At 32.8% G+C, this 24,854-nt stretch carries 20 protein-coding genes; all 20 read right to left on the bottom strand.

Going from position 1 to position 24,854, the window contains the following annotated elements; all coding sequences use genetic code 11:
- Positions 1 to 38: 38 nt before the first annotated feature.
- The 20 genes from ACM55F_RS15180 to ACM55F_RS15085 all read right to left on the bottom strand — a co-directional run bounded on the left by ACM55F_RS15180 (position 39) and on the right by ACM55F_RS15085 (position 24,852).
- Positions 39 to 1,694 carry a M1 family metallopeptidase gene (locus ACM55F_RS15180; RefSeq protein WP_416854663.1) on the bottom strand — a complete coding sequence of 552 codons (1,656 nt, stop codon included), beginning with the start codon at positions 1,692 to 1,694 and terminating at the stop codon, positions 39 to 41.
- Between the two features lie 60 nt (positions 1,695 to 1,754).
- The gene (locus ACM55F_RS15175) at positions 1,755 to 2,801 is read right to left on the bottom strand and encodes an alkaline phosphatase D family protein (protein ID WP_416854662.1); all 1,047 of its coding nucleotides are present in this window, start codon (positions 2,799 to 2,801) and stop codon (positions 1,755 to 1,757) included.
- 145 nt (positions 2,802 to 2,946) lie between these two features.
- Positions 2,947 to 4,161, bottom strand: a complete 1,215-nt coding sequence (locus ACM55F_RS15170) for an ATP-grasp domain-containing protein (protein WP_416854661.1) — start codon at positions 4,159 to 4,161, stop codon at positions 2,947 to 2,949.
- Between the two features lie 3 nt (positions 4,162 to 4,164).
- Positions 4,165 to 5,598 (bottom strand): leucyl aminopeptidase family protein, encoded by a 1,434-nt coding sequence (locus ACM55F_RS15165; RefSeq protein ID WP_416854660.1) that lies wholly within the window; start codon positions 5,596 to 5,598, stop codon positions 4,165 to 4,167.
- An 81-nt stretch (positions 5,599 to 5,679) separates the two neighbouring features.
- A complete protein-coding gene (locus ACM55F_RS15160; RefSeq protein ID WP_416854659.1) occupies positions 5,680 to 6,810 on the bottom strand; it encodes an alpha/beta hydrolase in 1,131 nt (376 codons plus the stop codon).
- A 138-nt stretch (positions 6,811 to 6,948) separates the two neighbouring features.
- Complete coding sequence (hisIE, locus tag ACM55F_RS15155; RefSeq protein WP_416854658.1) at positions 6,949 to 7,548, bottom strand: bifunctional phosphoribosyl-AMP cyclohydrolase/phosphoribosyl-ATP diphosphatase HisIE; 600 nt, start codon at positions 7,546 to 7,548, stop codon at positions 6,949 to 6,951.
- A gap of 103 nt (positions 7,549 to 7,651) precedes the next feature.
- Positions 7,652 to 8,413: an imidazole glycerol phosphate synthase subunit HisF gene (gene hisF, locus ACM55F_RS15150; protein ID WP_416854657.1), complete on the bottom strand. Its 762-nt coding sequence runs from the start codon at positions 8,411 to 8,413 to the stop codon at positions 7,652 to 7,654.
- Positions 8,414 to 8,502: 89 nt separating this feature from the next.
- Positions 8,503 to 9,087, bottom strand: coding sequence for a hypothetical protein (locus ACM55F_RS15145; protein ID WP_416854656.1), 585 nt, complete (start codon positions 9,085 to 9,087; stop codon positions 8,503 to 8,505).
- Between the two features lie 70 nt (positions 9,088 to 9,157).
- Positions 9,158 to 9,889 (bottom strand): 1-(5-phosphoribosyl)-5-[(5-phosphoribosylamino)methylideneamino]imidazole-4-carboxamide isomerase, encoded by a 732-nt coding sequence (hisA, locus tag ACM55F_RS15140; protein ID WP_416854655.1) that lies wholly within the window; start codon positions 9,887 to 9,889, stop codon positions 9,158 to 9,160.
- 183 nt (positions 9,890 to 10,072) lie between these two features.
- Positions 10,073 to 10,654, bottom strand: a complete 582-nt coding sequence (gene hisH, locus ACM55F_RS15135; protein ID WP_416854654.1) for an imidazole glycerol phosphate synthase subunit HisH — start codon at positions 10,652 to 10,654, stop codon at positions 10,073 to 10,075.
- Positions 10,655 to 10,753: 99 nt separating this feature from the next.
- Positions 10,754 to 11,890: a bifunctional histidinol-phosphatase/imidazoleglycerol-phosphate dehydratase HisB gene (hisB, locus tag ACM55F_RS15130; RefSeq protein WP_416854653.1), complete on the bottom strand. Its 1,137-nt coding sequence runs from the start codon at positions 11,888 to 11,890 to the stop codon at positions 10,754 to 10,756.
- A gap of 15 nt (positions 11,891 to 11,905) precedes the next feature.
- Positions 11,906 to 12,961: a histidinol-phosphate transaminase gene (hisC, locus tag ACM55F_RS15125; protein ID WP_416854652.1), complete on the bottom strand. Its 1,056-nt coding sequence runs from the start codon at positions 12,959 to 12,961 to the stop codon at positions 11,906 to 11,908.
- Positions 12,951 to 14,243, bottom strand: a complete 1,293-nt coding sequence (gene hisD / locus ACM55F_RS15120) for a histidinol dehydrogenase (RefSeq protein WP_416854651.1) — start codon at positions 14,241 to 14,243, stop codon at positions 12,951 to 12,953. Before hisD ends, hisC begins: the two co-directional genes overlap by 11 nt.
- 87 nt (positions 14,244 to 14,330) lie before the next feature.
- Positions 14,331 to 15,188 carry an ATP phosphoribosyltransferase gene (gene hisG / locus ACM55F_RS15115; RefSeq protein ID WP_416854650.1) on the bottom strand — a complete coding sequence of 286 codons (858 nt, stop codon included), beginning with the start codon at positions 15,186 to 15,188 and terminating at the stop codon, positions 14,331 to 14,333.
- Positions 15,189 to 15,479: 291 nt separating this feature from the next.
- Entirely contained in the window at positions 15,480 to 16,010 is a 531-nt protein-coding gene (locus ACM55F_RS15110) for a DUF2231 domain-containing protein (RefSeq protein ID WP_416854649.1), read from the bottom strand.
- A 76-nt stretch (positions 16,011 to 16,086) separates the two neighbouring features.
- Positions 16,087 to 17,205 (bottom strand): VIT1/CCC1 transporter family protein, encoded by a 1,119-nt coding sequence (locus ACM55F_RS15105; RefSeq protein ID WP_416854648.1) that lies wholly within the window; start codon positions 17,203 to 17,205, stop codon positions 16,087 to 16,089.
- A gap of 116 nt (positions 17,206 to 17,321) precedes the next feature.
- Complete coding sequence (locus ACM55F_RS15100; RefSeq protein ID WP_416854647.1) at positions 17,322 to 18,446, bottom strand: efflux RND transporter periplasmic adaptor subunit; 1,125 nt, start codon at positions 18,444 to 18,446, stop codon at positions 17,322 to 17,324.
- Positions 18,443 to 22,786 (bottom strand): CusA/CzcA family heavy metal efflux RND transporter, encoded by a 4,344-nt coding sequence (locus ACM55F_RS15095; RefSeq protein WP_416854646.1) that lies wholly within the window; start codon positions 22,784 to 22,786, stop codon positions 18,443 to 18,445. The genes ACM55F_RS15100 and ACM55F_RS15095 overlap by 4 nt, the downstream gene beginning before the upstream one ends.
- A gap of 97 nt (positions 22,787 to 22,883) precedes the next feature.
- Positions 22,884 to 23,273, bottom strand: coding sequence for a hypothetical protein (locus ACM55F_RS15090; protein ID WP_416854645.1), 390 nt, complete (start codon positions 23,271 to 23,273; stop codon positions 22,884 to 22,886).
- Positions 23,274 to 23,472: 199 nt separating this feature from the next.
- Complete coding sequence (locus ACM55F_RS15085; RefSeq protein WP_416854644.1) at positions 23,473 to 24,852, bottom strand: sensor histidine kinase; 1,380 nt, start codon at positions 24,850 to 24,852, stop codon at positions 23,473 to 23,475.
- Positions 24,853 to 24,854 lie beyond the last annotated feature (2 nt).

The raw sequence follows: 24,854 nt of genomic DNA, 5'->3' as shown, positions 1-24,854 counted from the left end.
GTGTGTTTCATATATTTTCGAAACACACCTTTTGGGATTTACTCGGTAATATTAAAACTGGCTACATAAAAGTTTTTGTCTATTTCCAATTTTGAATTTTCAGTATTTACTGGAATACTCTTCCATTCAGTTTCTGGTTGTAGCAATTCTTCTTTTCCATTCAGCCTTACTTTCACAGGCATATTAAAACCAGTAACACAATTTGTCCAGCGATAACGCAGTTGATTATCCTTGCAAAAATATTCTAATGTTGGAATTCTAGTATCTCTTAAATACTGATTAAAAACAGTTGATAAATCGATTCCAACTTGCTGACTTAAGTAGTCTTCAATTTGTTTTGTAGTAACTGTTTGGTGATAAAAACTACTATTTAAACCTCGTAATATTCCTCTCCATTTCTCATCATCATTTACAATTTGGCGTAAAGTATGCAACATGTTCCCTCCTTTTGGATACATATCACCAGAGCCTTCGTTGTTTACACCATAATTCCCTATAATTGGCTTGTCATTTTTTATTCCTTTTCTTGTCCCTCTAACATATTCAAATCCGGCTTCTTTTCCATAGTAATATTCTACAAAAAGACTTTCAGAATAGTTCGTAAAACTCTCGTGAATCCACATGTCAGCAATATCTTTATAGGTAATATTATTGGCAAACCACTCATGCCCCGATTCGTGAATAATAATAAAATCAAATTTTAATCCCCAGCCCGTTCCGCTTAAATCCCTTCCTCGATAGCCGTTTTGAAAACCATTTCCATACGTTACGCTACTTTGATGTTCCATTCCTAAATACGGAGCTTCAACTAACTTGTAACTGTCTTCATAAAAAGGATACGGCCCAAACCAATGTTCAAAAGCTTTTAGCATCCTTGGGACATCTTGAAATTGTTTTTTGGCTTTCGCCAAATTGTCTCTCAAAACATAATAACTGCAATCTAAATTTCCTTTTTCTCCTTTATATTTTTCTGAAAACGAAACATAATCACCTATATTTATATTTACACCATAATTATTGATTGGATTTGATACATACCAATTATAGGTTTTTGTTCCGTCTTTTAATTGTTTTACACTTTGTAAGCGTCCATTGGAAACATCCGTCAAATTTTTAGGAACATTTACACTAATCAGCATATTATCCACTTCATCATACATATGATCTTTGTTTGGCCACCAAACACTGGCGCCCAATCCTTGACAAGAAGAAGCAATAAAATGATTGCCATTACTGTCTTTTTTCCAAGTGATTCCTCCGTCCCAAGGTGGATTTACTGCAACTTTTGGCTTTCCACCATAAAATATAGTAAGTTCTTTTATTGCACCTTTTGTTTGAGGAGCAATTAATTCAATAAAAAAAGCATTCCCTTCTCTTTTGTATTTTAAAGCTACGCCATCCTGAATAACTTTATAAATATTCATTGGATTTTGCAAGTCAATTTGCATAGTATTGTATTCTTCCAACACTTTATATCGAATGGTATTAGAACCTGTAATTGTGCTGTCTGCAGGATTTACTTTAATATTAAGATGGTAGTATTTTACATCCCACCACGCTCTTTCTTTAGTGATACTACCTCTCAAAGTATCTTGTCTTGTGAATATTTGTTCAGATTTTCCTAGTAAACCTTGTGCATTTACACCGTTAAAAAATAGAAATGTGATAAAAATAATACTAAATTGGTTTTTCATAATTAATCATTTTGAACAAAAATAAACTTTATAATTTTATAAATATATTACTCTAAAAAATTATTTTTCAGGATATGCTTGAACGTATTCTTGAAGTAGTTTATTCTCTTTTCCACGAATTTCCATTATCACTTTATTATTTTTAAAGTCAAATTTTAATAAACCAAAATTGATATCTTTAACAACTTCTCCTTTCACATAAGGATTTTCTTCTCCAGAAAAAGAAGCATAGGTATGCGTCAATCCACTCGAGGTAAAATCTACTAACGGATAGGATAATCCACTAACGTTTTTAGAAGAAAAAGTAGCAATATGGCGATCTCCAGAGATTATAAAAGTACCTTTCGCTTTGGTGGAAACAATCAATTTTTCCAGTTTTTCTATTTCATGAGGGAAATTCCCCCAAGCTTCAAAACCATGTTTATCTGATAAAAACTGAATGCTACTAACAATCACATTAAATTGTGCATCGGAATTTTTAAGTTCTTTTTTTAGCCATTTCCATTGTGCGTTTCCTAATACGGTTCCTTCACCATATGTATTAGGTTGAAAACGTTTTTTTGAATCCGTGGCTTTATTCAGTGCTGTTCTAAAAAATCTAGAATCCATTACAATGACTTTTATTTTATTTCCATCAACAACAATAGTTTTTACCGAATAAACCCCATCTCTTTTTCGTTCCGGAGCCTTCTTTGAAGTGCCTAAAAAATCTAATAATAACTGTTGGCTTTTTCTTTTAAAAGGATATTCTTCACCGCCGTCATTTGCTCCATAATCATGATCATCCCACGTTCCTACTACGATTTTGTCTTTAATAAAATTGAGATAATCAGAATCTTGTTTCTGAATTTCATAATTTTTTTTAAGAAAATCCATATCTTCAGTATCCGAATACACATTATCACCTCCCCAAATCCAAACTGAAGGATGATTGTTGTCTATCGCTGGCCACAGTTCATTTTTAATCTTCTGGTTGTCGCAGGAACCAAAAGCAATGGCATAATATTCATTTTGAACCGGTTTTTGAGATTCAATTAAACTAGTTGTATCATACGTTTTACAACTAATTAATCCTAAAAAACTAAAAATCAGAACCGTTTTTTTCATGTGTGTAGGAGATGGAAACCGTTATTTATTATAGAGAATTTTGACGAAGATATAAAAATCTGTAAATTACTAGTTTACGTAAACTTTAAATAAAAAAGCGACTATCTCTATTGAAACAGTCGCTTTTTTAGTTCTGTAATAACATTTAATGCAAGTTGGTTACCTTATTTTGTTCTACTACAGCAGTAAAATTACTAGCTAAACGATTACCATAATCTTCTAATAGCTCTAAAACTCTTTCCTGTTTATCTGATTTTACAATCAATCCCGCATGATATTCTAGTGGAACTCTGAAGCAAACTTCCGGATCTGAAAACGATGATAAATCAGGATGTTGGAATTTCGACAGAGTCAGAACAATTCCGGCATATTCTTTTTTTACTTTTGGTAAAGTATATTTAGTTTCTTTTACCAAGGCATCTTCAATTGCTGCCCATTCCTTCCATAAATTAATATTAGAAGCTTCGGCTACCATTTCAGCCAAATGTGCTCCTCCTACTCTTGAAGAAGTTTCCAGAAAATAAATTTGACCATCTTCATTGCTTTTTATGAATTCAGTATGAGCGGCACCATGTTTCAATCCGAAGCCTTTCATTACTTGCTCATTTAACTTTTTTATCGCTTTATCATCATCTGAATTGTATTTAATATTAGCAGAACGGAAAACACCGCCACCTTGTGAAATTTCCATTGGTGTGGCTAAATATTTTGAAGTTAAGCTGAAGATTACTTTACTGTCTGAAATCAAACTATCACAATGATACACATCGCCAGGTTTGAATTGTTCTAATAAATATTTGAATCTATTATTACCCATTTCATTAATATGGATCCACAAACTCTCTTTTTCAAATATTTTTATAATTCCTGCAGCTGAAGCTTCTGATCGAGGTTTCAAAACCCATGGAGCCGGAATCGTATCTGCAAAAGTATTGATGTCATAATCATTAAATAAGGAACAAAAAGCAGGAATTGGAATGCCACAACTCTTCGCTCTCATCCTCATGGCGAGTTTATCCCTAAAATAACGTCCCGTAGTTTGTCCCATCCCGTCAATGCGGAGGTTCTCCCTGAGATACGTAGCTTTTTCGACATCATAATCATCTAAAGCAACAATAGCATCAATTTTTGTAGACTTCATAAAATTGCCAACACCTAATAATAAATGCTCTAAATTCCAATCGACATCTTGCCCTTCCATATAAAAAATCTCATCAATATATTGATGTGGCCATGGTTTGTCTCTCAGTTTTTCACTTGTCACTAAATAGACTTTGTTACCTGATTTTTTTAAATTAATTAAAAAATCGGCACCCTTAAAATAATTTGAAATACAAAGGAAGGTTTTAGAGTTTTCCATACGTTATAAATTTTCTATGAACTTAGTTAATAAATGAACTCCATATCCTGTTGCATGTTTACTTTTAGCAAATTCATCATCGCCAAATGCCACTCCTGCAACGTCAAGATGTGCCCAAGCTTTATGTTCTTGGGTAAAATATTCTAAAAATTTTGCTGCACTTATTGCTCCGGCAACTGGTTTTCCGCTATAATTTTTCACATCAGCAATATCGCTTTCAATGTCTGATTTATAAACATCCCAAAGCGGTAAAGGCCACAAACGCTCTCCAATTGCATCTCCGTTTTCTTGTAATTTCTTTGATAATTCCTCATTATTGGTAAACAAAGCACCACATTCATAGCCAAAAGTACCAACGCTACTCCCTGTAAGTGTTGCAATATCAACAATATATTCCGGTTTGAAATTTTTAATTAAATACGATAATCCATCGGCTAAAACGAGTCGGCCTTCAGCATCAGTATCAATTATTTCTATTGAATGTCCGCTGTAACTGTGAATTACATCGCTAGGCAAAAAAGACTTGCTGTCAACCGAATTTTCGGCACAAGGAACAATAGCAGTAACTTTTACTGGCAATTGTAAATCGGCTATAAGTTGCATGGCTCCTAGTACTGCGCCACCGCCAGCCATGTCGCATTTCATGTGGACCATTCCTGCCGTTTTTATATTTAATCCACCAGTATCAAAGGTGATTCCTTTTCCTACCAATCCAATATGTTTTATGTGCTTCACTTCCGCTGCAGGAATGTAATTCATAATGATAAATTGAGGTTCATTTTCACTTCCTTTTCCTACTGCCAAAAATGCGCCAAGACCTGCAATTTTTGAAGCTTCATAACCAAGAACTTCTACCTCAAATCCATATTTTTCCCCAGTCTCTTTGGCCCAATTTGCCAAATATTTTGGATTAATTGTGTTGGGTGGTAAATCGACCAAATTATAGGTTGCTAATTGTGCTTTGGCGATTTTAATTCCTTTTTTGGCTGTAGCCAAATAATCTTTTTCAGAAATGAGATTCAAAGTAAAATCCGTATCTAAAAAGGGATGTTCCTTTTTCTCTGTTTTAAAATGACCTAAATCATAGGTTCCTAAAAGTAAACCCGAAATCATGGCTTCAACCTGATCCTGAGTAAATTGTTCTGGTATAAATAAAGCTACATTCGAACTGAAATTATCTTTTTGTTTCGATGAAATACGACGGAAAATAGTTTTCAAAGATTTATAGTCTATCGTTTTTCCTAAACCAATAAAAATATATGTATTGTTATCCTTTTCAGATAAATAGTGGGTATCTTTTTTACCAAAAAAAACTTTGGAAACAATTTCCAAGCCATTAAACGCGATGGGAACAATACTTTTTGAGTACGTTTCAAAAGCCGGAATTAAAATTGTTCCTGAAAAATTATCTAAGTTTACTACTGTATTTGTTTTCATTTGTTCTTTTAATTTTTTTTTAGCTTATTGATTGAATTCAGTATTAATGTTGAGATTGAGACGCGATTTATCGCGTCTCTACTAATCTTTTGTATTAAAAAATAACCATTCTATTGCTTTAGGAAATTCATCGCTCCAATACGTTTCACTATGTTTTCCTTGTCTGTTAATGCTTAAATTAATCTTCGATTTGTCTTTTACAAATTCGCTTGAAATCAAATCATTCTGAAACTTTTTTACTTGTTCAATCATTGTTTCACTTTCATCTCCACCAGCATATAAATAGATTTTTGTATCTGCTGAATAGGCCTTTTTTGCATTAATTTTAAGTTCTGGAACTACCCAAAGTGATGGCGAAAAAATCATCAATTTACCGAATGTTTCAGGATTCCTTAATCCACTAAAAATACTGATTAATCCGCCCATCGAGCTTCCTCCTATTCCAGTAAATTCTCGTTCTTTTTTAGTTCTAAAATTGTTGTCAACAAATGGTTTTAGCGTATCAGTTACAAATCGGATATATTTTTTCCCTTGTCCCTTTCCCAATACTGTTTTCCCTACATTGTATTCTTTTATGCGATCCTCATCGGCGTGTTCAATAGCAATTATTATAATTTTTCCAATTTTATATTCGGACATAACTGCCAGTTTTTTGTCAATTTCCCAATTACCAAATTCTGCTGTTTCATTGAATAAATTTTGGGCATCCTGCAAATACATGACCGGATAGCTTTCACTTGAATTGTCATAATCATGAGGTAACAAGGCCCAAATCTTTCTAGTTTTATTGAGTTGTGGAATTATAAATTCATCTGAAATCAACTGAACTTGTGGTAAAAAAGATTGCTTAAACGGCAACCAGTTTTTTCTCCATCTCGCTACATGTTCTTTTTGAATGCCTGTATGATTGTGTGTTGAACGGTTTTCGGTACGATTTCCATGGCTGTCGATTTCTACTTCACTCCAATCCCCTTTAGTAAATTTATACAAAAGCTCGACAGGATAATCAAAATCATGTGGGAATTTATAATGATACAAACCAATACCAATTTTCTCCATTATGAATTCTTTGTCCTGAGTACGCCATTGATTAAAATTTCCTGAAATATAAACGGGTCTCGCATCATCCTCATCAGTTGTAAGGATTATATGTAGCCCTGTATTTACGGGATTATTTAATTCTTCGGTAAATGTGGTATTATTTGAATTCATCACTTGCATTGTACTACTTGTATTTTAAAAATAAATAGTAAATATAGTGGATTGCGATTTGAAATAAAAGAAAAAAGAAAACCCAATAGCAAATGAATTTCCTATTGGGTTTGTATTGGTAAAAATTATTTGATGATTTTACTTTTGACGGCTCTTTAAAACGTCAACAACATCATTTAGTTTAAATCCTTTGGCTTGTAACAATATAAGGTAATGGAAAAGCAAATCAGCACTTTCACTCAAAAACAAATCATTATTATCATCTTTGGCTTCAATAACCACTTCAATTGCTTCCTCGCCTACTTTCTGTGCAATTTTGTTCATCCCCAACTTAAACAAGGAAGCAACATAACTTTTTTCAGAATCCGCATTCTCTTTTCGAAGTTGGATTGTATCTTCTAAATCTGAAATAAATCCATAATCTGCTTTGTTTTCCTCAGCCCAGCACGTATCAGTTCCTTTGTGACACGTTGGCCCTTCAGGTTTTACTTGTATCAATAAAGTATCATTGTCACAGTCATTTTTGATGTCAATCAGATTCAAAAAATTGCCACTTTCCTCACCTTTTGTCCAAAGTCTTTGTTTAGTACGACTATAAAATGTTACTTTTTTAGTATCAACTGTTTTTTGATACGCTTCGGCATTCATAAAACCCAACATCAAAACCGTTTTGGTTTCGCTATCTTGAATTATGGCAGGAATTAATCCATCTGTATTTTTTGAGAAATCTATATTCATTTTTTTAAGTATTAAGGCGTAGGTATTAAGGCGTAGGTATTAAGGCGTAGGTATTAAGGTGTAAGTATTAAGCAATTCAAACTTAATAATACATACTTAAAACTTATTGCTTAATACGTACTTCGATATTGTTGTTTTTAAGAGCTGTTTTTAATGTTTTGATTTCAATTTCTTTAAAATGAAATACACTTGCTGCTAATGCTGCGTCAGCTTTTCCTTCCAGAAAAGTATCTACAAAATGTTGTATATTTCCCGCTCCACCAGAAGCTATTATTGGAATATTAACTAAGTCCGAAAGTGTTGCCAAAGCTTCATTGGCAAACCCGTTTTTAGTTCCGTCATTATCCATCGAGGTAAACAGGATTTCGCCTGCGCCTCTTTGTTCCACTTCTTTGGCCCAATCAAATAAATTCAATTCTGTAGGCACTTTTCCGCCCACTAAATGAACAATCCATTGTCCATCAATTTGTTTGGCATCAATCGCAACAACGACACATTGACTACCAAATTTTTGTGCCAAATCATTAATCAACTGTGGGTTTTTCACAGCCGATGAATTAATGGAAACCTTATCTGCTCCGTTTTGCAATAAAATTTCAACATCTTCAACGGATGAAATTCCACCACCAACAGTGAATGGAATATTAATAGTCGAAGCGACTTTACGAACCAAATCAACTAAGGTTTTTCTTCTTTCTTCCGTTGCCGAAATATCCAAAAAAACCAATTCATCAGCACCTTCATCCGAATATATTTTGGCTAATTCCACCGGATCTCCTGCGTCACGCAAGTCCACAAAATTAACGCCTTTTACGGTTCTTCCGTTTTTAATGTCGAGACAAGGGATTATTCTTTTTGTAAGCATATTTTTTATTGTTTCACAGAGATTCGCAAAGATTTCACAGAGATACACAAAAGTTGAAATCCCACCAAAATCTTTATAGTTCTATTAATTTACGACTTTGAAAATCCCTGAATTGATGTGTTTTTATTTCTTAATGTTTGATACTCTTCGTCTGTAATAATTTCTTCATCTCTTAACCAAGACATACGGTTGTAATATGATTCTAAATTATCATAATTTTCTTTATTCAAATATTTTTCCTTTAAATAATCTATCTTGGTTTTCTTTAATACCTCAATAAAATTATCAACTTCTTTTTTATGATTATCGAAATAGAAAAAATTAACAGAATAACCACCACTTATGATTTTTTCATATTTTTTAACAAATAGTTTTTTAGACAAAAAAATAGTTAATACAGTAAAAACGCCAACTACTACTCCTCTAGCTTTGTCATTTCCATCTAAAGTAAATGGAATAGTTAACGTTAATAAATTTATTAGAAGAGATCCGAATAATATGTATTCGAATTTAGAGGGTAATTGGCTTATTATAGTTTCCTCAAAGCCTATATTTCCCCATTTATATAAATTATCAATATATCTGCCCTCATCAAATCTTTGATAGCGAAGACCTTTTTCTTCAATAATATAAATTCGCTTTTTACCTAAGTGTTTTTGTCTTAATTCGTTCATACAGGTTTATATGTTTTTAATTTTTATTGTAAATAGGTTATAAATTAAATACGTAAATCTTCGCTTATACTTAAAACTTAATACTTAAAACATAGTTTTCTAACTGTTTCAACGAAATTCGTCCTTCGTAAATTGCTTTTCCGATTATTGTTCCTTCACAACCTAATTCAGCTAGTCTTGGCAACTCGTCAAAAGTAGAAATTCCTCCTGAAGCAATCAATTTTATGCCGCTGGCTTCCGTCAAAATTTTAGCGTATAAATCAAAACTTGGTCCTTCAAGCATACCGTCTTTGGCTATATCAGTACAAATTACATACTGAATTCCTTTATTTTGGTAGTCTTGGATAAATGGAATCAAGTCTTCATTAGAATCTTCTAGCCACCCCGAAACCGCTACTTTTTCATTGTTAGCATCTGCTCCCAAAATAATTTTATCAGAACCATACTCCGCAATCCATTTTTCGAAGAGTTCTCTATTTTTCACAGCAATACTTCCGCCGGTAATTTGATTCGCTCCACTTTCAAAAGCAATTTTTAAATCGGAATCCGATTTTAATCCACCGCCAAAATCAATTTTCAATTTGGTTTGTGTAGCTATTTGCTCCAATATTTTATAATTCACAATTTGGCTCGACTTTGCTCCGTCTAAATCAACCAGATGCAAATATTCGATTCCGTGTGCTTCGAATGATTTCGCCACTTCAAGTGGGTTTTCATTGTATATAATTTTGGTATTGTAATCGCCTTTTGACAAGCGAACACATTTTCCGTCTATGATATCTATTGCGGGTATTATTCTCATTGGATTTTAGATTGAAGATTAACGATTTTTGATTTCAGATTTGTCATTGCGAGGAACGAAGCAATCTCACTTACTATTCTCATTGTTATTGCCATTGTTATTGCCATTGTTATTGCCATTGAATTTTGCCATTGAATTTTGCCATTGAATTTTGCCATTGAATTTTGCCATTGCCATTAAAATTTATAACTTCAAGAAATTAGCTAAAATTTGTTCCCCAATATCGCCACTTTTCTCTGGGTGAAATTGTGTTCCGTAGAAATTATCCTTTTGTAACGCTGATGCATATTCAACTTCATAATCTGTTGTAGCAATGGCTTCGGGACAATTTGGTGCATAAAAACTATGTACCAAATACATGTATTCGTTTTCATTAATTCCTTCGAATAAAGGCGATTTCAAATTGTATATCTGGTTCCAGCCCATTTGTGGCACTTTCACTTTTGGCGTAAATTTGATTACATCAACATCAAAAATTCCCAAACCTTTTGTATTCCCTTCCTCCGATTTGTTGCACATCAATTGCATGCCCAGACAAATTCCTAAAACAGGTTGTTTCAAGGTTGGAATCAAAGTATCCAAGCCACTTTCCTGAAGCATTCGCATCGCATAACTTGCTTCTCCAACGCCTGGAAAAATAACTTTATCAGCTGCCTTAATTTCGTCTGGATTATTACTCAAAACAGCTTTGAATCCCAATCTTTCGATGGCAAACATAATGCTTTGAATGTTTCCTGCTCCGTAATTTATGATTACTATTTTCACTTTTATAGGTATTAAATATTAAGTTGTAAGGATGAAGTTTTAAGCATTTTGATTTTATTATTAAACTTAATAACTCATACTTAAAACTTACACCTTAAACTAAAGCATTCCCTTCGTACTTGGCAAAATCATCTTCTCGGTATCACGTTTTACCGCTACTTTTATCGCTTTCGCAAAAGCTTTAAAAATCGCTTCTATCTTGTGATGCTCATTAGTTCCTTCTGCTTTGATATTAATGTTGGCTTTAGCACCATCTGAGAAAGATTTGAAGAAATGATAAAACATTTCTGTTGGCATTTTACCCACCATTTCGCGTTTGAATTCGGTTTCCCAAACCAACCAGTTTCTACCTCCAAAATCAATAGCCACTTGCGCTAAACAATCATCCATTGGTAAACAAAAACCGTAACGTTCTATTCCTAATTTATTTCCTAATGCTTTTGCAAAAACTTCACCCAAAGTAATTGCTGTATCTTCGATAGTATGGTGTTCATCCACCTCTAAATCTCCTTTTACAAGAACTTCCAAGTCCATTTGTCCGTGACGCGCGATTTGGTTCAGCATGTGATCAAAAAAGGCAATTCCTGTTTCGATTTTGCTTTTTCCGGTTCCGTCAAGGTTCAACTTGATAAAAATATCCGTTTCGTTTGTTTTTCTTTCAATTGAAGCGGAACGCTCTTCTAATTTCAAAAACTCATAAATTACTTTCCAATCTGTAGTTTGTAAAGCAATAACGGAGTCCAATTCTTCTCTTTTTGAAGCAATTTCAGCACTTCCCAAAGCTTCGTCCGTGTTGATAAAAATCGCTTTTGAACCCAGGTTTTTTGCCAATTCTACGTCAGTTATTCTATCTCCTATCACGAATGAATTTTCTAAATCATACTCCGGATTATCAATATATTTTGTCAACATTCCAACCGCAGGCTTGCGAGTTGGTGCATTTTCATGCGGAAATGTTTTGTCAATTAATACTTCTTTGAAAACAACGCCTTCATTTTCAAAAGCTTTCATAATTAAATTATGCACTGGCCAAAAGTTAATTTCCGGATGAGAATCAGTTCCTAAACCATCTTGATTTGTAACCATTACGAGTTCAAAATCTAGTTCTAAAGCAATTTTTCCAAGGAATTGAAATGCTTTTGGATAAAATTCTAATTTTTCGAAACTGTCTAATTGATAATCATTTGGTTCCAAAACCATTGTTCCGTCACGATCTATAAAAAGTATTTTTTTCATTATATTATATTTAAACTAAGCGTTTAGGCTTTGTAATGCTGCTATTAATTTTTTGTTTTCTATTTCGGTTCCAACGGTTAAGCGTAAACAATTATCGCATAATGGTTGGGTAGTTCTGTTTCGAATTACGATTCCTTTTGCAATCAATTCATCATATCTTTTATTGGCATTATCCACTTTTATCAAAATAAAATTGGCTTCCGTTGGATAGATAATGTTAACAAAATCTACATTAAGTAATACTTTAAGTAACTTATCTCTTTGTTCTATTATAGATTCAATTTCAGATTTTATTTTTTCTGAATTAGCTAACCTATCCAAAGCTCTTTTTTGAGTCAACTCATTAACATTATACGGTGGTTTTATTTTATTTAAAACCGAAATTACTTCCGCAGATGCATAACAGACACCTAATCTAATTCCTGCCAAACCATACGCTTTTGATAGTGTTTGAGTAATGACCAAATTTGGATATTCGTCTAATTCATTAATCCAGCTTTCTTTTTTTGAAAAATCAATATACGCTTCATCAATCACAACCAAACCATTGAAATTTTTCAATAAATAGGCCACACTTTCATCCGAAAAGGAATTACCGGTTGGGTTATTTGGAGAACATAAAAAGATGATTTTAGTAGTTGAATCAACAGCTTCCATGATTTTCTCAATTTGTGGTTGAAAATCTTCCGAAAGCAATACTTCTTTATTATCAACTGCATTGATATTGGCCAAAACACCATACATTCCGTATGTTGGAGGCAAAGTGATTACATTGTCTGTTTTTGGTTCACAAAAAGCTCTGAATAACAAATCCAACACTTCATCACTTCCATTTCCAAGTAAAATTTGATTCGTTTTGACATTTCTTTGTTTTGCCAAAATTCCTTTTACACTCATTTGTTGCGGGTCTGGATACCGATTTACACCATTTTCAAACGGATTTTCATTGGCATCCAGAAAAATCATATCTGCAGTATCAAAATCCTCAAATTCATCGCGAGCCGAAGAATAGGGTTTCAATTGCTTTACGTTTTCTCTGACTAAATTATTTATATCGAAATTATTTTCCATCTTCAATCGCTTTTAATCGTAATGTAACTGCATTTTTGTGGGCTTGTAACCCTTCAGCTTCTGCCATTATTTCAATAGCTTTACCGATGTTTTGTATTCCTTTTTGAGATATTTTTTGAAAAGTCATTGCTTTAGTAAAACTGTCTAAATTTACTCCGCTGTAATTCTTGGCATAACCGTTGGTTGGTAGCGTATGATTGGTTCCTGAAGCATAATCGCCAGCGCTTTCGGGAGTATAATTCCCTATAAATACTGAACCTGCATTTTGAACACCATTGCTGTAAAAATCATCAAATTCTGAACAAATGATAAAGTGTTCCGGTCCGTATTCATTGATTAATTCCAAGGCAATTTTATCGTTTTCCACAAAAATTAATTTAGAATTAGCAATAGCTTTTTCAGCAATAGCTTTTCTTGGCAAAGCTTCCATCTGTATTTGGATTTCTGTTTCTACAGCATCAATTAATTTTTTGGAAGTAGAAACTAAAATTACCTGACTGTCCGCTCCGTGTTCTGCTTGCGACAATAAATCCGAAGCTACAAAAGCAGGAACTGCAGTATCATCTGCCACAATCAATAATTCTGATGGACCGGCTGGCATATCGATTGCTACGCCAAATTGTGTAGCCAATTGTTTAGCCACGGTTACAAATTGATTTCCTGGTCCAAAGATTTTATACACTTTCGGAATTGTTTCCGTTCCAAAAGTCATTCCTGCAATAGCCTGAATTCCTCCAACTTTTAATATTTTAGTAACACCACATAAATTCGCAGCATATAAAATAGCTGGATTTATATTTCCATTTTTATCTGGAGGAGAACATAATACAATTTCGTTACAACCAGCAATTTCTGCGGGAACTGCCAGCATCAATACTGTTGAAAATAAAGGTGCGGTTCCTCCTGGAATATACAATCCTATCTTTTGAATAGGTCTTTTTTCCTGCCAGCACTTTACTCCTTCGATTGTTTCTACAGCAACTCTTTCTGTTTTTTGAGCAGTATGGAATTTTTTAATATTTGATTTTGCAAGTGAAATCGCTTCTTTTAATTCGGTAGAAATTGACGTAATTGCTTGGTCGATTTCGGCTTCAGTAACTTCAATTGCATCTATTTTAGCTCCGTCAAAAAGCGACGTGTATTTTGCTACGGCAACATCTCCTTTTTTCAGTACTTCCTTGAAAATTTCTTTTACTGTCGCTTCAATATCATCAACAGTTTTTGTTGGTCTTTCTAAAATGGAAGACCAAGTTTCTGGTTTTGGGTTATATATTTTATTCATTTTATTGTTTTTAACCGCGAAGTTCACAAAGGCTTTTGTAAAGTTCACAATGAATTCTTAAATAGAATACGTTATAATTTAAAACTTTTAAAGTACCATTTTCTCAATTGGACAAACTAAAATTCCTTCAGCTCCAGCTTCTTTTAATTGATCAATAACATCCCAAAAACGGTCTTCTTCAATAACGGTGTGTACACTTGACCAACCTTCTTGTGCCAAAGGCATTACAGTTGGACTTTTTAATACAGGCAAAATTTTATTGATAAGCTCGATTTTATCATTTGGCACATTCATCAAAATGTATTTTGATTTACGCGCTCTTAAAACGGATTGGATTCTGAATTGCAATTTGTCTAAAATAGCTTTATTTTCTGTTGTTATTTTTGGAGAAATAGCCAAAACTGCTTCACTTTTAAAAATAACTTCTACTTCTTTCAAATTATTTTTAAACAAAGTACTTCCGCTAGAAACAATATCCACTATTGCATCAGCAAGACCAATATTTGGAGCAATTTCTACCGAACCTGAAATTTGGTGTAAATCAACAGTTACATTTTTAGAATTAAAAAAGTCTAAAACAGTATTTGGATATGAAGTAGCAATTCGCAATCCATCCAAATCTTTTACCGAATTGTATTGGAAATTTTTAGGCACCGCTACCGAAACTTTACATTTAGAAAAACCTAGTTTTTCCGCAACTTCAATATTTTTTCCTTTTTCAACCAAAAGATTATCGCCAACAATCGCAGCATCCACGACTCCATCAATTAAATATTGAGGAATATCGGAGTTTCTTAAATACAACACTTCTAATGGGAAATTGGAAGCTGATGCTTTAAGTTGGTCATTTCCATTGTTTATAGAAATTCCACAATCTTTTAGAATTTGAATACTGTCCTCGTTTAAACGTCCTGATTTTTGAATTGCAATTTTTAGTGTACTCATTTTTTGTTTAGTTTTTGTTTTTTTGTTTAGAATATTATGATTGAGTACAAATATTAGGCAATAAAAAACCCGCTTGATGTACTCAAACGGGTTTTTAGATTATGATGATTTACAAACATAACATTAACACATCGCTTGAGAGCAATAATGAAAATGATGGTGATGTAATTTATTTGTTAACATGTTTTGTGTAATTGTATTGATCTTAAATTCTTCTGCAAATATAAGAGATAAATGATTTAGAATCCAATTTTTAATTTAACTTAAAGCTATTTTATTGTTAAATTAATACTATCTATCGTATTCTTTTGGCTCCGATTTATTTGAAACAGGAGTTTCTTTTTCTGAATCAAGACTATTTTTAACAACTGAATCAGTGCTGTCTTCTCTAATTTCAGTGTGACGAATTTCACCACCTGAAGTTCCAACTAAAGTCGTTAAATAAACACCTAAAATTGCTATAATAACCGCTACAAAAGAGATAAATTTAGCTTTAGAATGATTTTTTATATTTAAAACTATACCTAAAATTGAAATCGCTCCAAGCAAATATAACACAATCGCTAGCTTTTCTGCTATTTCTTCATGCTCGTGAATTATTCTTTTCCCAATATTAGGCATGTCTTCAACCATTTCCTCTGCTCCTTCACCAGTAGACATACTTGCAAGTGCAAAAAGTGCTGCAACTATAAATAAAGCATAAGCGGTATTTTTTACTGAATTATTCTTTAAAATTATCCCAGTTATTAAAATCCCAAGTCCTAAAATCGTTCCAATTATTGGAAAATGGTTTACTACCATGTGTAAGTGAGCATCATTCATAATATAATTTGTTTAAGGTTTAAAAAATTTAAATTTGTAAAATCATATGGATTACTATTCTAAACTGTTACTTATTTTATCCAGCTAATGAAACTCCAATTAGTGAGCCAATTCCATAGGTTACCGCAGCAGCAACCAATCCAAAAGAAACTTGTCTAAATCCGGAAAATAAAACGCCTTTTCCTGTCAATAAGGTAATTGCGGCACCAATACCAAAAAGTCCAACAACACTACTTCCTACACTCAATAAAATGGCATTTTTTCCATCCAAAAACATAAAGGGATATAATGGAATAATGGCTCCAATGGCAAAAAGTACGAATGAAGCTATTGCCGCTTCCCAGGCTGAACCACCTAATTCTTCTTTATCAATTCCCAATTCCTCCGTAATAATAGCGTCAATTGCCGTTTGAGGATTTTCAAAGGCCTTGTCTGCCAATTTTTGTGCTTCAACTGCATTCATTCCTTTGGCTTGATAAAGCAATACTAATTCTTTTTTTTCTTCTTCAGGTGAAGCTTCTAATTCTTCTGTTTCCAACTCTATTTGGCGTTGATTGAGTTCTCTGGAACTTTGTACCGAAAGCCATTCGCCCAAAGCCATTGAAATTGCTCCCGCCAAAAGTCCTGCAATCCCGGTTAACAATATTGTATTATTAGAAACTGCAGCGCCAGCAACTCCCATGACCAAACTCATATTAGAAACCAATCCATCATTAGAACCTAAAACTGCAGCTCGCAAAGCGTTACCGCCAACTGATTTATGCCTACTTTCAAATTTAGATAAAAAACCACCAGACACATTTAAAGCAGCATTATTGTTCACCGCTTCAATAATATTAAGGTGATTGTGTTCAAAACCTGTTGGCTTTTCCCCGTTTTCAATTTTGTTTTTTATGGCATTAACCGCAAATTGTTTTTCAATACTCGAAAGGTTGCTAATGATTGCACCATATCCAAAAATTTTACCTAATTTCAATTGCAATTTAGCTCTTCCTGAAGGCAAAGGCATTTTATAATTCGGCGCCAAAGTCAATACTTTATCTAACATGTGTTTAGCATGACCTTTTTCTATATCCGACAATCCTCGTAAAACTCTTGTAAGATTGTCATCTGATTGAATTGCTGCAATACTATCATACAAAAAGGAAGTATCTACTTCTGTCTGTAATTGCTCTTTTAGTTTGTCTAAATCCATATTAGTATTCTTTTCTAAATAAATAATTTATATCAGTATTTTCCACACTATTCATTTCACCAATTTAAAGATTTTAATTTTAAAAATTATTCCGTTCAGATTATAAATCTAAAATTTTATTCTTCCATATTTTTCATTTTCATTAAAAGTGAATAAGCACCTTTAATCACAATAGTCGTCTCATTCAAATCCTCTGAAATAATTTCAGTAAATCCATTTTCGGTATTTCCTGTTGTAACTTCTTTCATTTCAAATTGTTTGTTTTGTTTGGCAACAAAAATATAATTCTTGTTTTCATAATTCACAATAGCATCAGATGGTAATACATTTGATTGCTGACTGTTTAATTCTATTTCGGCATTCATATACATTCCCGGTAAAAGTGTTTTGTCATAATCTGTAAAATGGCAGTGTATTTCGGTACTTCTGTTTTCTGAAAAATCTTTACCTATCAGAATAATTTTGCAAGGATATTTTTTCTCCGGATTGGTGTTGGTGTAAGCAAACAACGATTGGCCAATTGCTAATTTATTAATGTCTTTTTCAAAAACGGTCAATGCCAAATGAATATCCGAAGGATTAACAATCTCAAATAAGATATCGCTTGGGTTTACATATTTGCCAATATTTACGTTTACTTTAGATACATAACCGCTTATTGGCGAATAAATATTGATGCTTTTTGAAATATTCTTTGTAGAAACATTACTTGGATTTATCCCTGCGAATTTTAATTTCTCTCCATACGATTGTACCATTACCGATAGTGAGTTGTATTCTGATTGTGCTTGTTGATACACTTTATCGCTGCTGGCTTTGCTTCGGTTGAGTTCTTTTTGTCTTTCGAATTCGGCTTTTGCGTACCCTATTTTTGCTTTTGCCAAAAGGTAATCTTCTTGCAGTTGAATGTATCGTTGATCTTCTACAACGCACAATACTTGTCCTTTGGTTACATACATTCCCTCTAAAAGTTTGGTGTATTTTAAATAACCACCCATCGGCACACTTATGGACACTAAATTTTGAGGCGGCACATCTATTTTTCCATTTAATTTTAAGGTAGATGAAATTTCTTTTTGCTCGATTTTCCCCGTTTTAATACCTGCATTTTTTATTTGTGCATCGGTAAGAGTCGTCGTGTTTTCGATAGTTGGCTTTTCTGTTGTTTCGCTTTCAGTTTTCTTGTTGCCACACGAGGAAAGAAAAAGTAATACTATTAAAGTAATGACTGTATTTTTCATTTTGTTGTTAAGTTTCTTAAATTAAGAATCGTTTCATTAATTTTTCTAATTGCTTCAATATAGTTGCTTTGAATTTCGGTATTTTGATTAATCAACATTACCCATTCTAGATAATTGATGTCGCCATTTATAAATTTTTTATTGGCAGCATCAGTTACTAAATCAACATTTTTTAAGGCTTGACTTTCATAATAGGCAATAGTTTCTTTGTGTTTTTTATGTTCTTGTACTAATTCCAGATACTTACTTTGCAGTTTTAGTTTCTCATTATTTAAATTATTTTCAGCTATTTGAGTGTTTATCTCTAATGCTTTTTTCTTGTTATTTATTGCTGTGTTGAATAACGGAAGTGCCACTCCAAATTGTCCATAAACGCCATTATAACTATCTTGAAACGCAGTATTAGTTTTAAAAGTTTGCCAATAAACACCCCCAATTAATTCGGGTATTTTTTTGGAATTTTCTAATAAAATTTCGGCTTTATTGCTATTTACTTCTTGCTCAATTAATTTTAGACTGGGTTGATTAGCAATTGTATTTTCATCTAACTTTTCTTCAAAATCCATTTTGTATTTATCTGAAAATGGCTCAAAGTCTTTATCCGTATTAAGTAAATACTTGAATTGCGATTGTACTATTTTGTAATCACTTTGTAATTCCAGAAGTTGAATTTTTACTTGTCCTGATTGATTTTCGGCGGTTGCTTTTTCTAATATATTGCTTTCTCCTTTATCAAAACGAAGTGTTGATTTTCTTAAAAATTCGGAATAAATACTATCACTTTTCAGCAACAATTTTTCCTTTTCTTTTAGATAAATCATTTCGTAAAATACGATTGTTACTTTTCTGGTCAATTCCTTTCTCTGCAATGCTTCGTTCCATTGCCCTTTTTTGGCTTCTTCTATTAAAAGTTGTTTCTGCCTTTTGTAAACAGTTGGAAATTTTATGCTTTGCGAAATACCAATTTTCACATCGTTTACATTGCTGTTAAACTGACCGTATTCGCCAATAATTCCCGTGTTGGAAATATCATAGCCTGTTTTGGTCATTTTTTGCAAGTACTCTGAATTTAGTTTTTCGTTTTTAATTTTGATATTATTTGAAAGAGCCGTTTGAATAGCTTTCTGAATTGAAATTTTTTCCTGAGCATTTGCATTTTGAAAAGAAAAAAATAGTCCCAATATAATGATTGTTGTAATTGATTTTATCTTTTTGGGTTTTAATTTAATTCCTTTTTCAAACATAATGTATAAAATTGGTAAAACAAATAAGGTCAAAAATGTGGCAATCAACAATCCACCAATTACCACAGTTGCCAAAGGTTTTTGTACTTCTGCACCGGAACCATTGCTTAATGCCATGGGTAAAAAACCTAATGATGCTACAAATGCAGTCATTAATACAGGACGTAAACGTATTTTGGTACCTTGTAAAACAATCGCTTTTAAATCGGTTTCACCCGATTTTCGTATGCTGTTGAATTCTGCAATCAATACCAATCCATTCAGAACGGCTACACCAAATAAAGCAATAAAACCAACTCCCGCACTGATGCTAAAAGACATTCCCCGCAATGCTAAAAAGAAAATACCTCCAATTGCCGAAAGTGGAATTGCAGAATAAATCAATAGTCCTTGTTTTACTGAATTAAATGCAAAATAGAGCAAAATGAATATTAATAATAATGAAACTGGAACAGCAATCATCAAACGGTTTTTGGCTTCGTTTAAGTTTTCAAAAGCACCACCATACGTTGGATAGTAACCCGCAGGAAATTTGATTTGGGTTTCAACTTTACCTTGCAATTCTGTTACAATACTTTGCACATCACGGCCCCGAACATTAAAACCAACAACAATTCTACGTTTGGCATCTTCTCTTTGTATTTGATTTGGGCCTTCGGTAATTTCAACTTTTGCTAATTGTGACAATGGAATTTGCGAACCATTTGGCGTAGGAATTAATAAATTTTGAACATCCGCCAAATCCTGACGTTTTTCGCCTTCTAGACGAACTACTAAATCAAATCTTTTTTCGCCTTCGTAAACGACTCCTGTGCTTTGTCCTGCAAATGCGGTGTTTACTATTCGATTAATATTTTCAATATTTAAACCATATTGTGCTATTGTTGCCCGATTGTAGTCAATTACTATTTGAGGCATTCCAGTAACGGTTTCAACATAAAGGTCAGAAGTTCCTTCAACTGTATTTACAATTTTGCCCAATTTATTGGCGTATAAAGCAAGGGTATCTAAATTTTCTCCAAATATTTTACAAACTACATCTTGCCTTGCGCCTGTCATCAATTCATTGAAACGCATTTGTACGGGATATTGAAAACCGTAAGAAACACCTGGAACGGCTTCCAATTCCTTTGCCATTTTTTCTGATAATTCATCAAAAGTTTTGGCAGAAGTCCATTCGCTTTTGTCCTTTAAAATAATCATCATATCACTGGCATCAATGGGCATTGGATCAGTTGGCACTTCGCTACTTCCAGTTTTTCCTACAATTTTCTCCACTTCTGGAAATTTTTCTAGTAGTATTTTTGCGCCTTGTGAAATAGCAGTCATTGAAGTTTGCAAATTACTTCCCGGCAAAACCCTTGTTTCTACTGCGAAATCGCCTTCTTCCAATGAGGGCATAAATTCGCCACCCATAAACGAAAGTGTAATCAGGGCTAAAACAAATAAACCCAAAGTTGCGCCTATAATTGCTCTTGGAATTCCCAATGCTTTGTTAAGAAGGGGTTGATAGAAATTTTCTAATTTTTCCATCATTCTATCTGAAAAAGTTTTTTTGTGGGATATATTTTTATTCAAAAATAAAGCAGTCATCATCGGAACATAAGTCAACGACAATATAAAAGCACCAAATAATGCAAATGCAATAGTTTGTGCCATTGGTAAAAACATTTTCCCTTCAATACCACGCAAAGTAAAAATGGGAATGTACACGATTAATATGATCAACTCTCCAAATACGGATACATTTCGCATTTTTATTGAGGTATTTAATACGGTGTTGTCCATGTCTTGCTGTGAGATTTGAGAAGCTTTCCTGCTGTGTAAACTAAACAAACACGCTTCAACAATAATAACTGCACCATCCACAATTAATCCAAAATCTAATGCTCCTAAACTCATTAAATTACCGCTCACCCCAAACATGTTCATCAGTATAACCGCTATCAACATTGCCAGTGGAATAACCGATGCTACAATTAATCCTGCTCTTAAATTTCCTAAAAAGAAAATTAAAACAAACAATACAATTAATGCTCCTTCCAATAAGTTTGTTCCTACCGTTGAAATGGAATTATTCACCATTTTTGTTCGGTCTAGAAATGGTTCCAGAATAACGCCTTCAGGTAGTGTTTTTTCAATTTGTGCGATACGATCCTTAATGTTTTTAATAACCACATTACTATTGGCACCTTTTAACATCATCACAACAGCACCCGAAACTTCACCGGATTGCACTCCTTTTTTATTAAAAGTCATTGCACCATATCGAATAGCACTACCAATACGAACATCAGCTACATCCCGAATAAATAAAGGACTACCGCTATTCGTGTTTTTAATAGAAATATCTTTTATATTTTCGATAGTACTAATTAATCCTTCACTTCGGATGTATAAAACTTTAGGCCCTTTTTCGATATAAGCACCACCCGTATTTTGATTGTTTTTTTCTAAAGCAGTAAAAACATCCGTAATTGTAATATTATATGATTGCAATTTATTCGGGTCTATGGCAATTTCAAATTGTTTCAATTTTCCACCGAAACTACTTACTTCTGCAACACCTTCAACACTTAATAATTGACGACGAACAATCCAATCTTGAATGGTTCTCAACTCGGTTACATCATATTTTTTTTCGTAACCGGGTTTTGTTCGGACAGCATACTGGTAAATTTCGCCTAGTCCTGTTGTCACTGGTGCAAGAAATGGATCACCAATACCTTTTGGAATTTGGTCTTTAACAGCACTTAATCGTTCTGTAACTTGCTGTCTAGCCCAGTACACATCAGTTGCATCATCAAAAACAATGGTAACCACTGATAAACCGAAACGAGAAAAACTTCGAATTTCTTTCAGTCCAGGAATATTACTATTGGCTTGTTCTATTGGAAAGGTAATTAGTCTTTCAATATCGGTTGCACCCAATGATGGTGCTGAAGTGATTACCTGAACTTGATTATCTGTAATATCAGGAACGGCATCAATTGGTAATTTGGTAAATTGATAACTCCCATATCCTATAAGAGCGACAATAAAAAGACTAACGATAAGTTTATTTTTGATTGAAAATTCAATTATTCTATTCAACATAATTTATAATTATTAATTATTTTTCTAAGAATATGCTGTAATACAAATCGTCATCAATGTATATACGAAGATGAATTGTAAAAAAACATTAAAATAATTAACAATATTTTGGTGGCCTCCAAACAGATAATAGAACACTTGAAGAAAAATAGTTTTGCAAGAAAGCTATTTTTTGTGGTTCTTTAAAATAGTAGTTAGGAATAAATTTGAATAATTTTATTTCAAAATTTATTGCTAAATTTTGATTAGAAGAAAAATCCGAATGACTATGAAAAGGTAAATCTCCATGATCATCTTGCTTCTCATCATGATGTTTGTCAAAATAATGATCTGTCAAAAAATGGATGAGAGTAACATCTTTTTGATTATAAGTGTGTTGAATAAAATGTGAAACCAAAATAGGTAAACGTAAACTATCCTCAACAACAAAAGGAACCGTTAGTTGTAGGCAAATAATTAAAGCTATTATGTTTTTTAAAAATTTCACGAAACAAATATAAGTACTTTTTAGATTTTATTTTAAATGAAATACCATACTTACTTAAGTTTTAGTTAATTAAATTCCTTGTTTTATAAGGAGATTAAATAAGCGAATAACCTCTTGTGAAATATTTATCCATTAATTTCTCATTGTGCAAATGCAGTTAAAGAAAGTATAAATGTAAAGCATAAATTTAAGTATTAACTTAAGAAATTCTTAAAATAACTGTGGATCCTCTATTGACTTCACTTTGTATTTCAAATTCGATATGGAGTAATTGGGCAATTCGTTTTACTATTGATAGTCCCAAACCGGACCCTTTAATTTCAGGATGATCGGTAGGATCGGAACGATAAAATGGGTTGAAAATTTTATCCAAATCATCTTTGGCAATGCCAATTCCATTATCTGAAATGGAACAAATGGTTTTACCATTTTTTTGCGAAAGCAGTATCGAAATTTCACCATTTTCATTAGAATACTTTATTGCATTTGAAACAATATTACTGATGATAATAGAAACCAAATAATTATCGGAATTGATATAAAAATTGTCTAAAAATAAGTGTTTTACGTTAACTTTTTTAGTGTTGATTTTACTGGAATACAGTGTTAAAGTATCGAGAATTAAAGCATTCAAATAGACTTTTTCAATTTTTAAACTTTGTTTTTGGTTTTCGAATCGGGCCAATAAAAGCAATTGATCTACTAAATTATTTAATCGATTTACTTCAGAGATACTATAGTTTATTTTTTCTTCGTATTCCTCTTGACTTCTAGGTTTTCGAATCAATACTTCAAGTGTTCCTTTAAGAACAGTAAGAGGAGTTCTAAGCTCATGGGAAGCATCGGAGGTAAACTGTTTTTCTCGTTCTACGGCGTTTTCAATTCGATCTAATAAATCGTTTATTGTTTTAGAAAGTACATACAACTCGTCCTTGTTATTGGGTAATTCGATTCGGTCTTTAAGATTATCTTTTGTAATTCTGCTGGAAGTTTTGGTAATCATGGCTACCGGTTTAATACTTCTACCGGCAATCAATCGGGCTATTAGAAATAATACGATTAATATTAACGGAAACGCAATAAAAAGGGTATTTCTCAAATTGGTCAGAATCATGGTTGCATCGTCAAGCGACATGGCTACAAAAAGATGTCCAACAATTTTTTTATTATCAAAAAGCGGGACTTGTATTTGTCGTATTGGCTTATTGTTTAGATGTGTATCAATGAATTTATTGTCTAATTTATAATCATACAATTTTAGTTGAAGCCCTTTAAGATTTGGGGATTTATCGATCAGTTTATCATTAATGTCAAAAAATTGTACGAAAACAGGATTTACATTTACCGTATTATGTTCTCGCGCGCGCCATTGGTCGACTTGAATTAAATACGTATTGTTTCTGTCAATTTCAATTTCTTCAAGATGTTTCTCCACTTCCATTTGAATATCGTCATTGATGTGCGTGTTAACGCTAAAATCTATAATTTGATAAATCACAAAAAAGACTACTGAAATCAACAATCCCGTACTCAAGATATAATTGAAAGCAATTCTATTTTTGTATGAAAATGAAAACATAT

Origin of the sequence: Flavobacterium melibiosi, assembly GCF_048158545.1 — a bacterium.
In the GTDB taxonomy this organism is placed as follows: Bacteria; Bacteroidota; Bacteroidia; order Flavobacteriales; family Flavobacteriaceae; genus Flavobacterium; species Flavobacterium melibiosi.
This window is presented reverse-complemented; position numbering and strand designations above follow the sequence as displayed.

Excerpts from the sequence above, each read along its gene's own strand:
- ACM55F_RS15165 (WP_416854660.1), bottom strand. The coding sequence starts at position 5,598 with ATGAAAACAAATACAGTAGTAAACTTAGATAATTTTTCAGGAACAATT.
- ACM55F_RS15105 (WP_416854648.1), bottom strand. The coding sequence starts at position 17,205 with ATGGATTTAGACAAACTAAAAGAGCAATTACAGACAGAAGTAGATACT.
- hisF (WP_416854657.1), bottom strand. The coding sequence starts at position 8,413 with ATGCTTACAAAAAGAATAATCCCTTGTCTCGACATTAAAAACGGAAGA.
- ACM55F_RS15095 (WP_416854646.1), bottom strand. The coding sequence starts at position 22,786 with ATGTTGAATAGAATAATTGAATTTTCAATCAAAAATAAACTTATCGTT.
- ACM55F_RS15145 (WP_416854656.1), bottom strand. The coding sequence starts at position 9,087 with ATGAACGAATTAAGACAAAAACACTTAGGTAAAAAGCGAATTTATATT.
- hisIE (WP_416854658.1), bottom strand. The coding sequence starts at position 7,548 with ATGAATATAGATTTCTCAAAAAATACAGATGGATTAATTCCTGCCATA.
- ACM55F_RS15160 (WP_416854659.1), bottom strand. The coding sequence starts at position 6,810 with ATGAATTCAAATAATACCACATTTACCGAAGAATTAAATAATCCCGTA.
- ACM55F_RS15085 (WP_416854644.1), bottom strand. The coding sequence starts at position 24,852 with ATGTTTTCATTTTCATACAAAAATAGAATTGCTTTCAATTATATCTTG.
- hisD (WP_416854651.1), bottom strand. The coding sequence starts at position 14,243 with ATGAATAAAATATATAACCCAAAACCAGAAACTTGGTCTTCCATTTTA.
- hisC (WP_416854652.1), bottom strand. The coding sequence starts at position 12,961 with ATGGAAAATAATTTCGATATAAATAATTTAGTCAGAGAAAACGTAAAG.
- ACM55F_RS15170 (WP_416854661.1), bottom strand. The coding sequence starts at position 4,161 with ATGGAAAACTCTAAAACCTTCCTTTGTATTTCAAATTATTTTAAGGGT.
- ACM55F_RS15100 (WP_416854647.1), bottom strand. The coding sequence starts at position 18,446 with ATGAAAAATACAGTCATTACTTTAATAGTATTACTTTTTCTTTCCTCG.
- ACM55F_RS15175 (WP_416854662.1), bottom strand. The coding sequence starts at position 2,801 with ATGAAAAAAACGGTTCTGATTTTTAGTTTTTTAGGATTAATTAGTTGT.
- hisA (WP_416854655.1), bottom strand. The coding sequence starts at position 9,889 with ATGAGAATAATACCCGCAATAGATATCATAGACGGAAAATGTGTTCGC.
- hisG (WP_416854650.1), bottom strand. The coding sequence starts at position 15,188 with ATGAGTACACTAAAAATTGCAATTCAAAAATCAGGACGTTTAAACGAG.
- hisB (WP_416854653.1), bottom strand. The coding sequence starts at position 11,890 with ATGAAAAAAATACTTTTTATAGATCGTGACGGAACAATGGTTTTGGAA.
- ACM55F_RS15180 (WP_416854663.1), bottom strand. The coding sequence starts at position 1,694 with ATGAAAAACCAATTTAGTATTATTTTTATCACATTTCTATTTTTTAAC.
- ACM55F_RS15110 (WP_416854649.1), bottom strand. The coding sequence starts at position 16,010 with ATGAATGATGCTCACTTACACATGGTAGTAAACCATTTTCCAATAATT.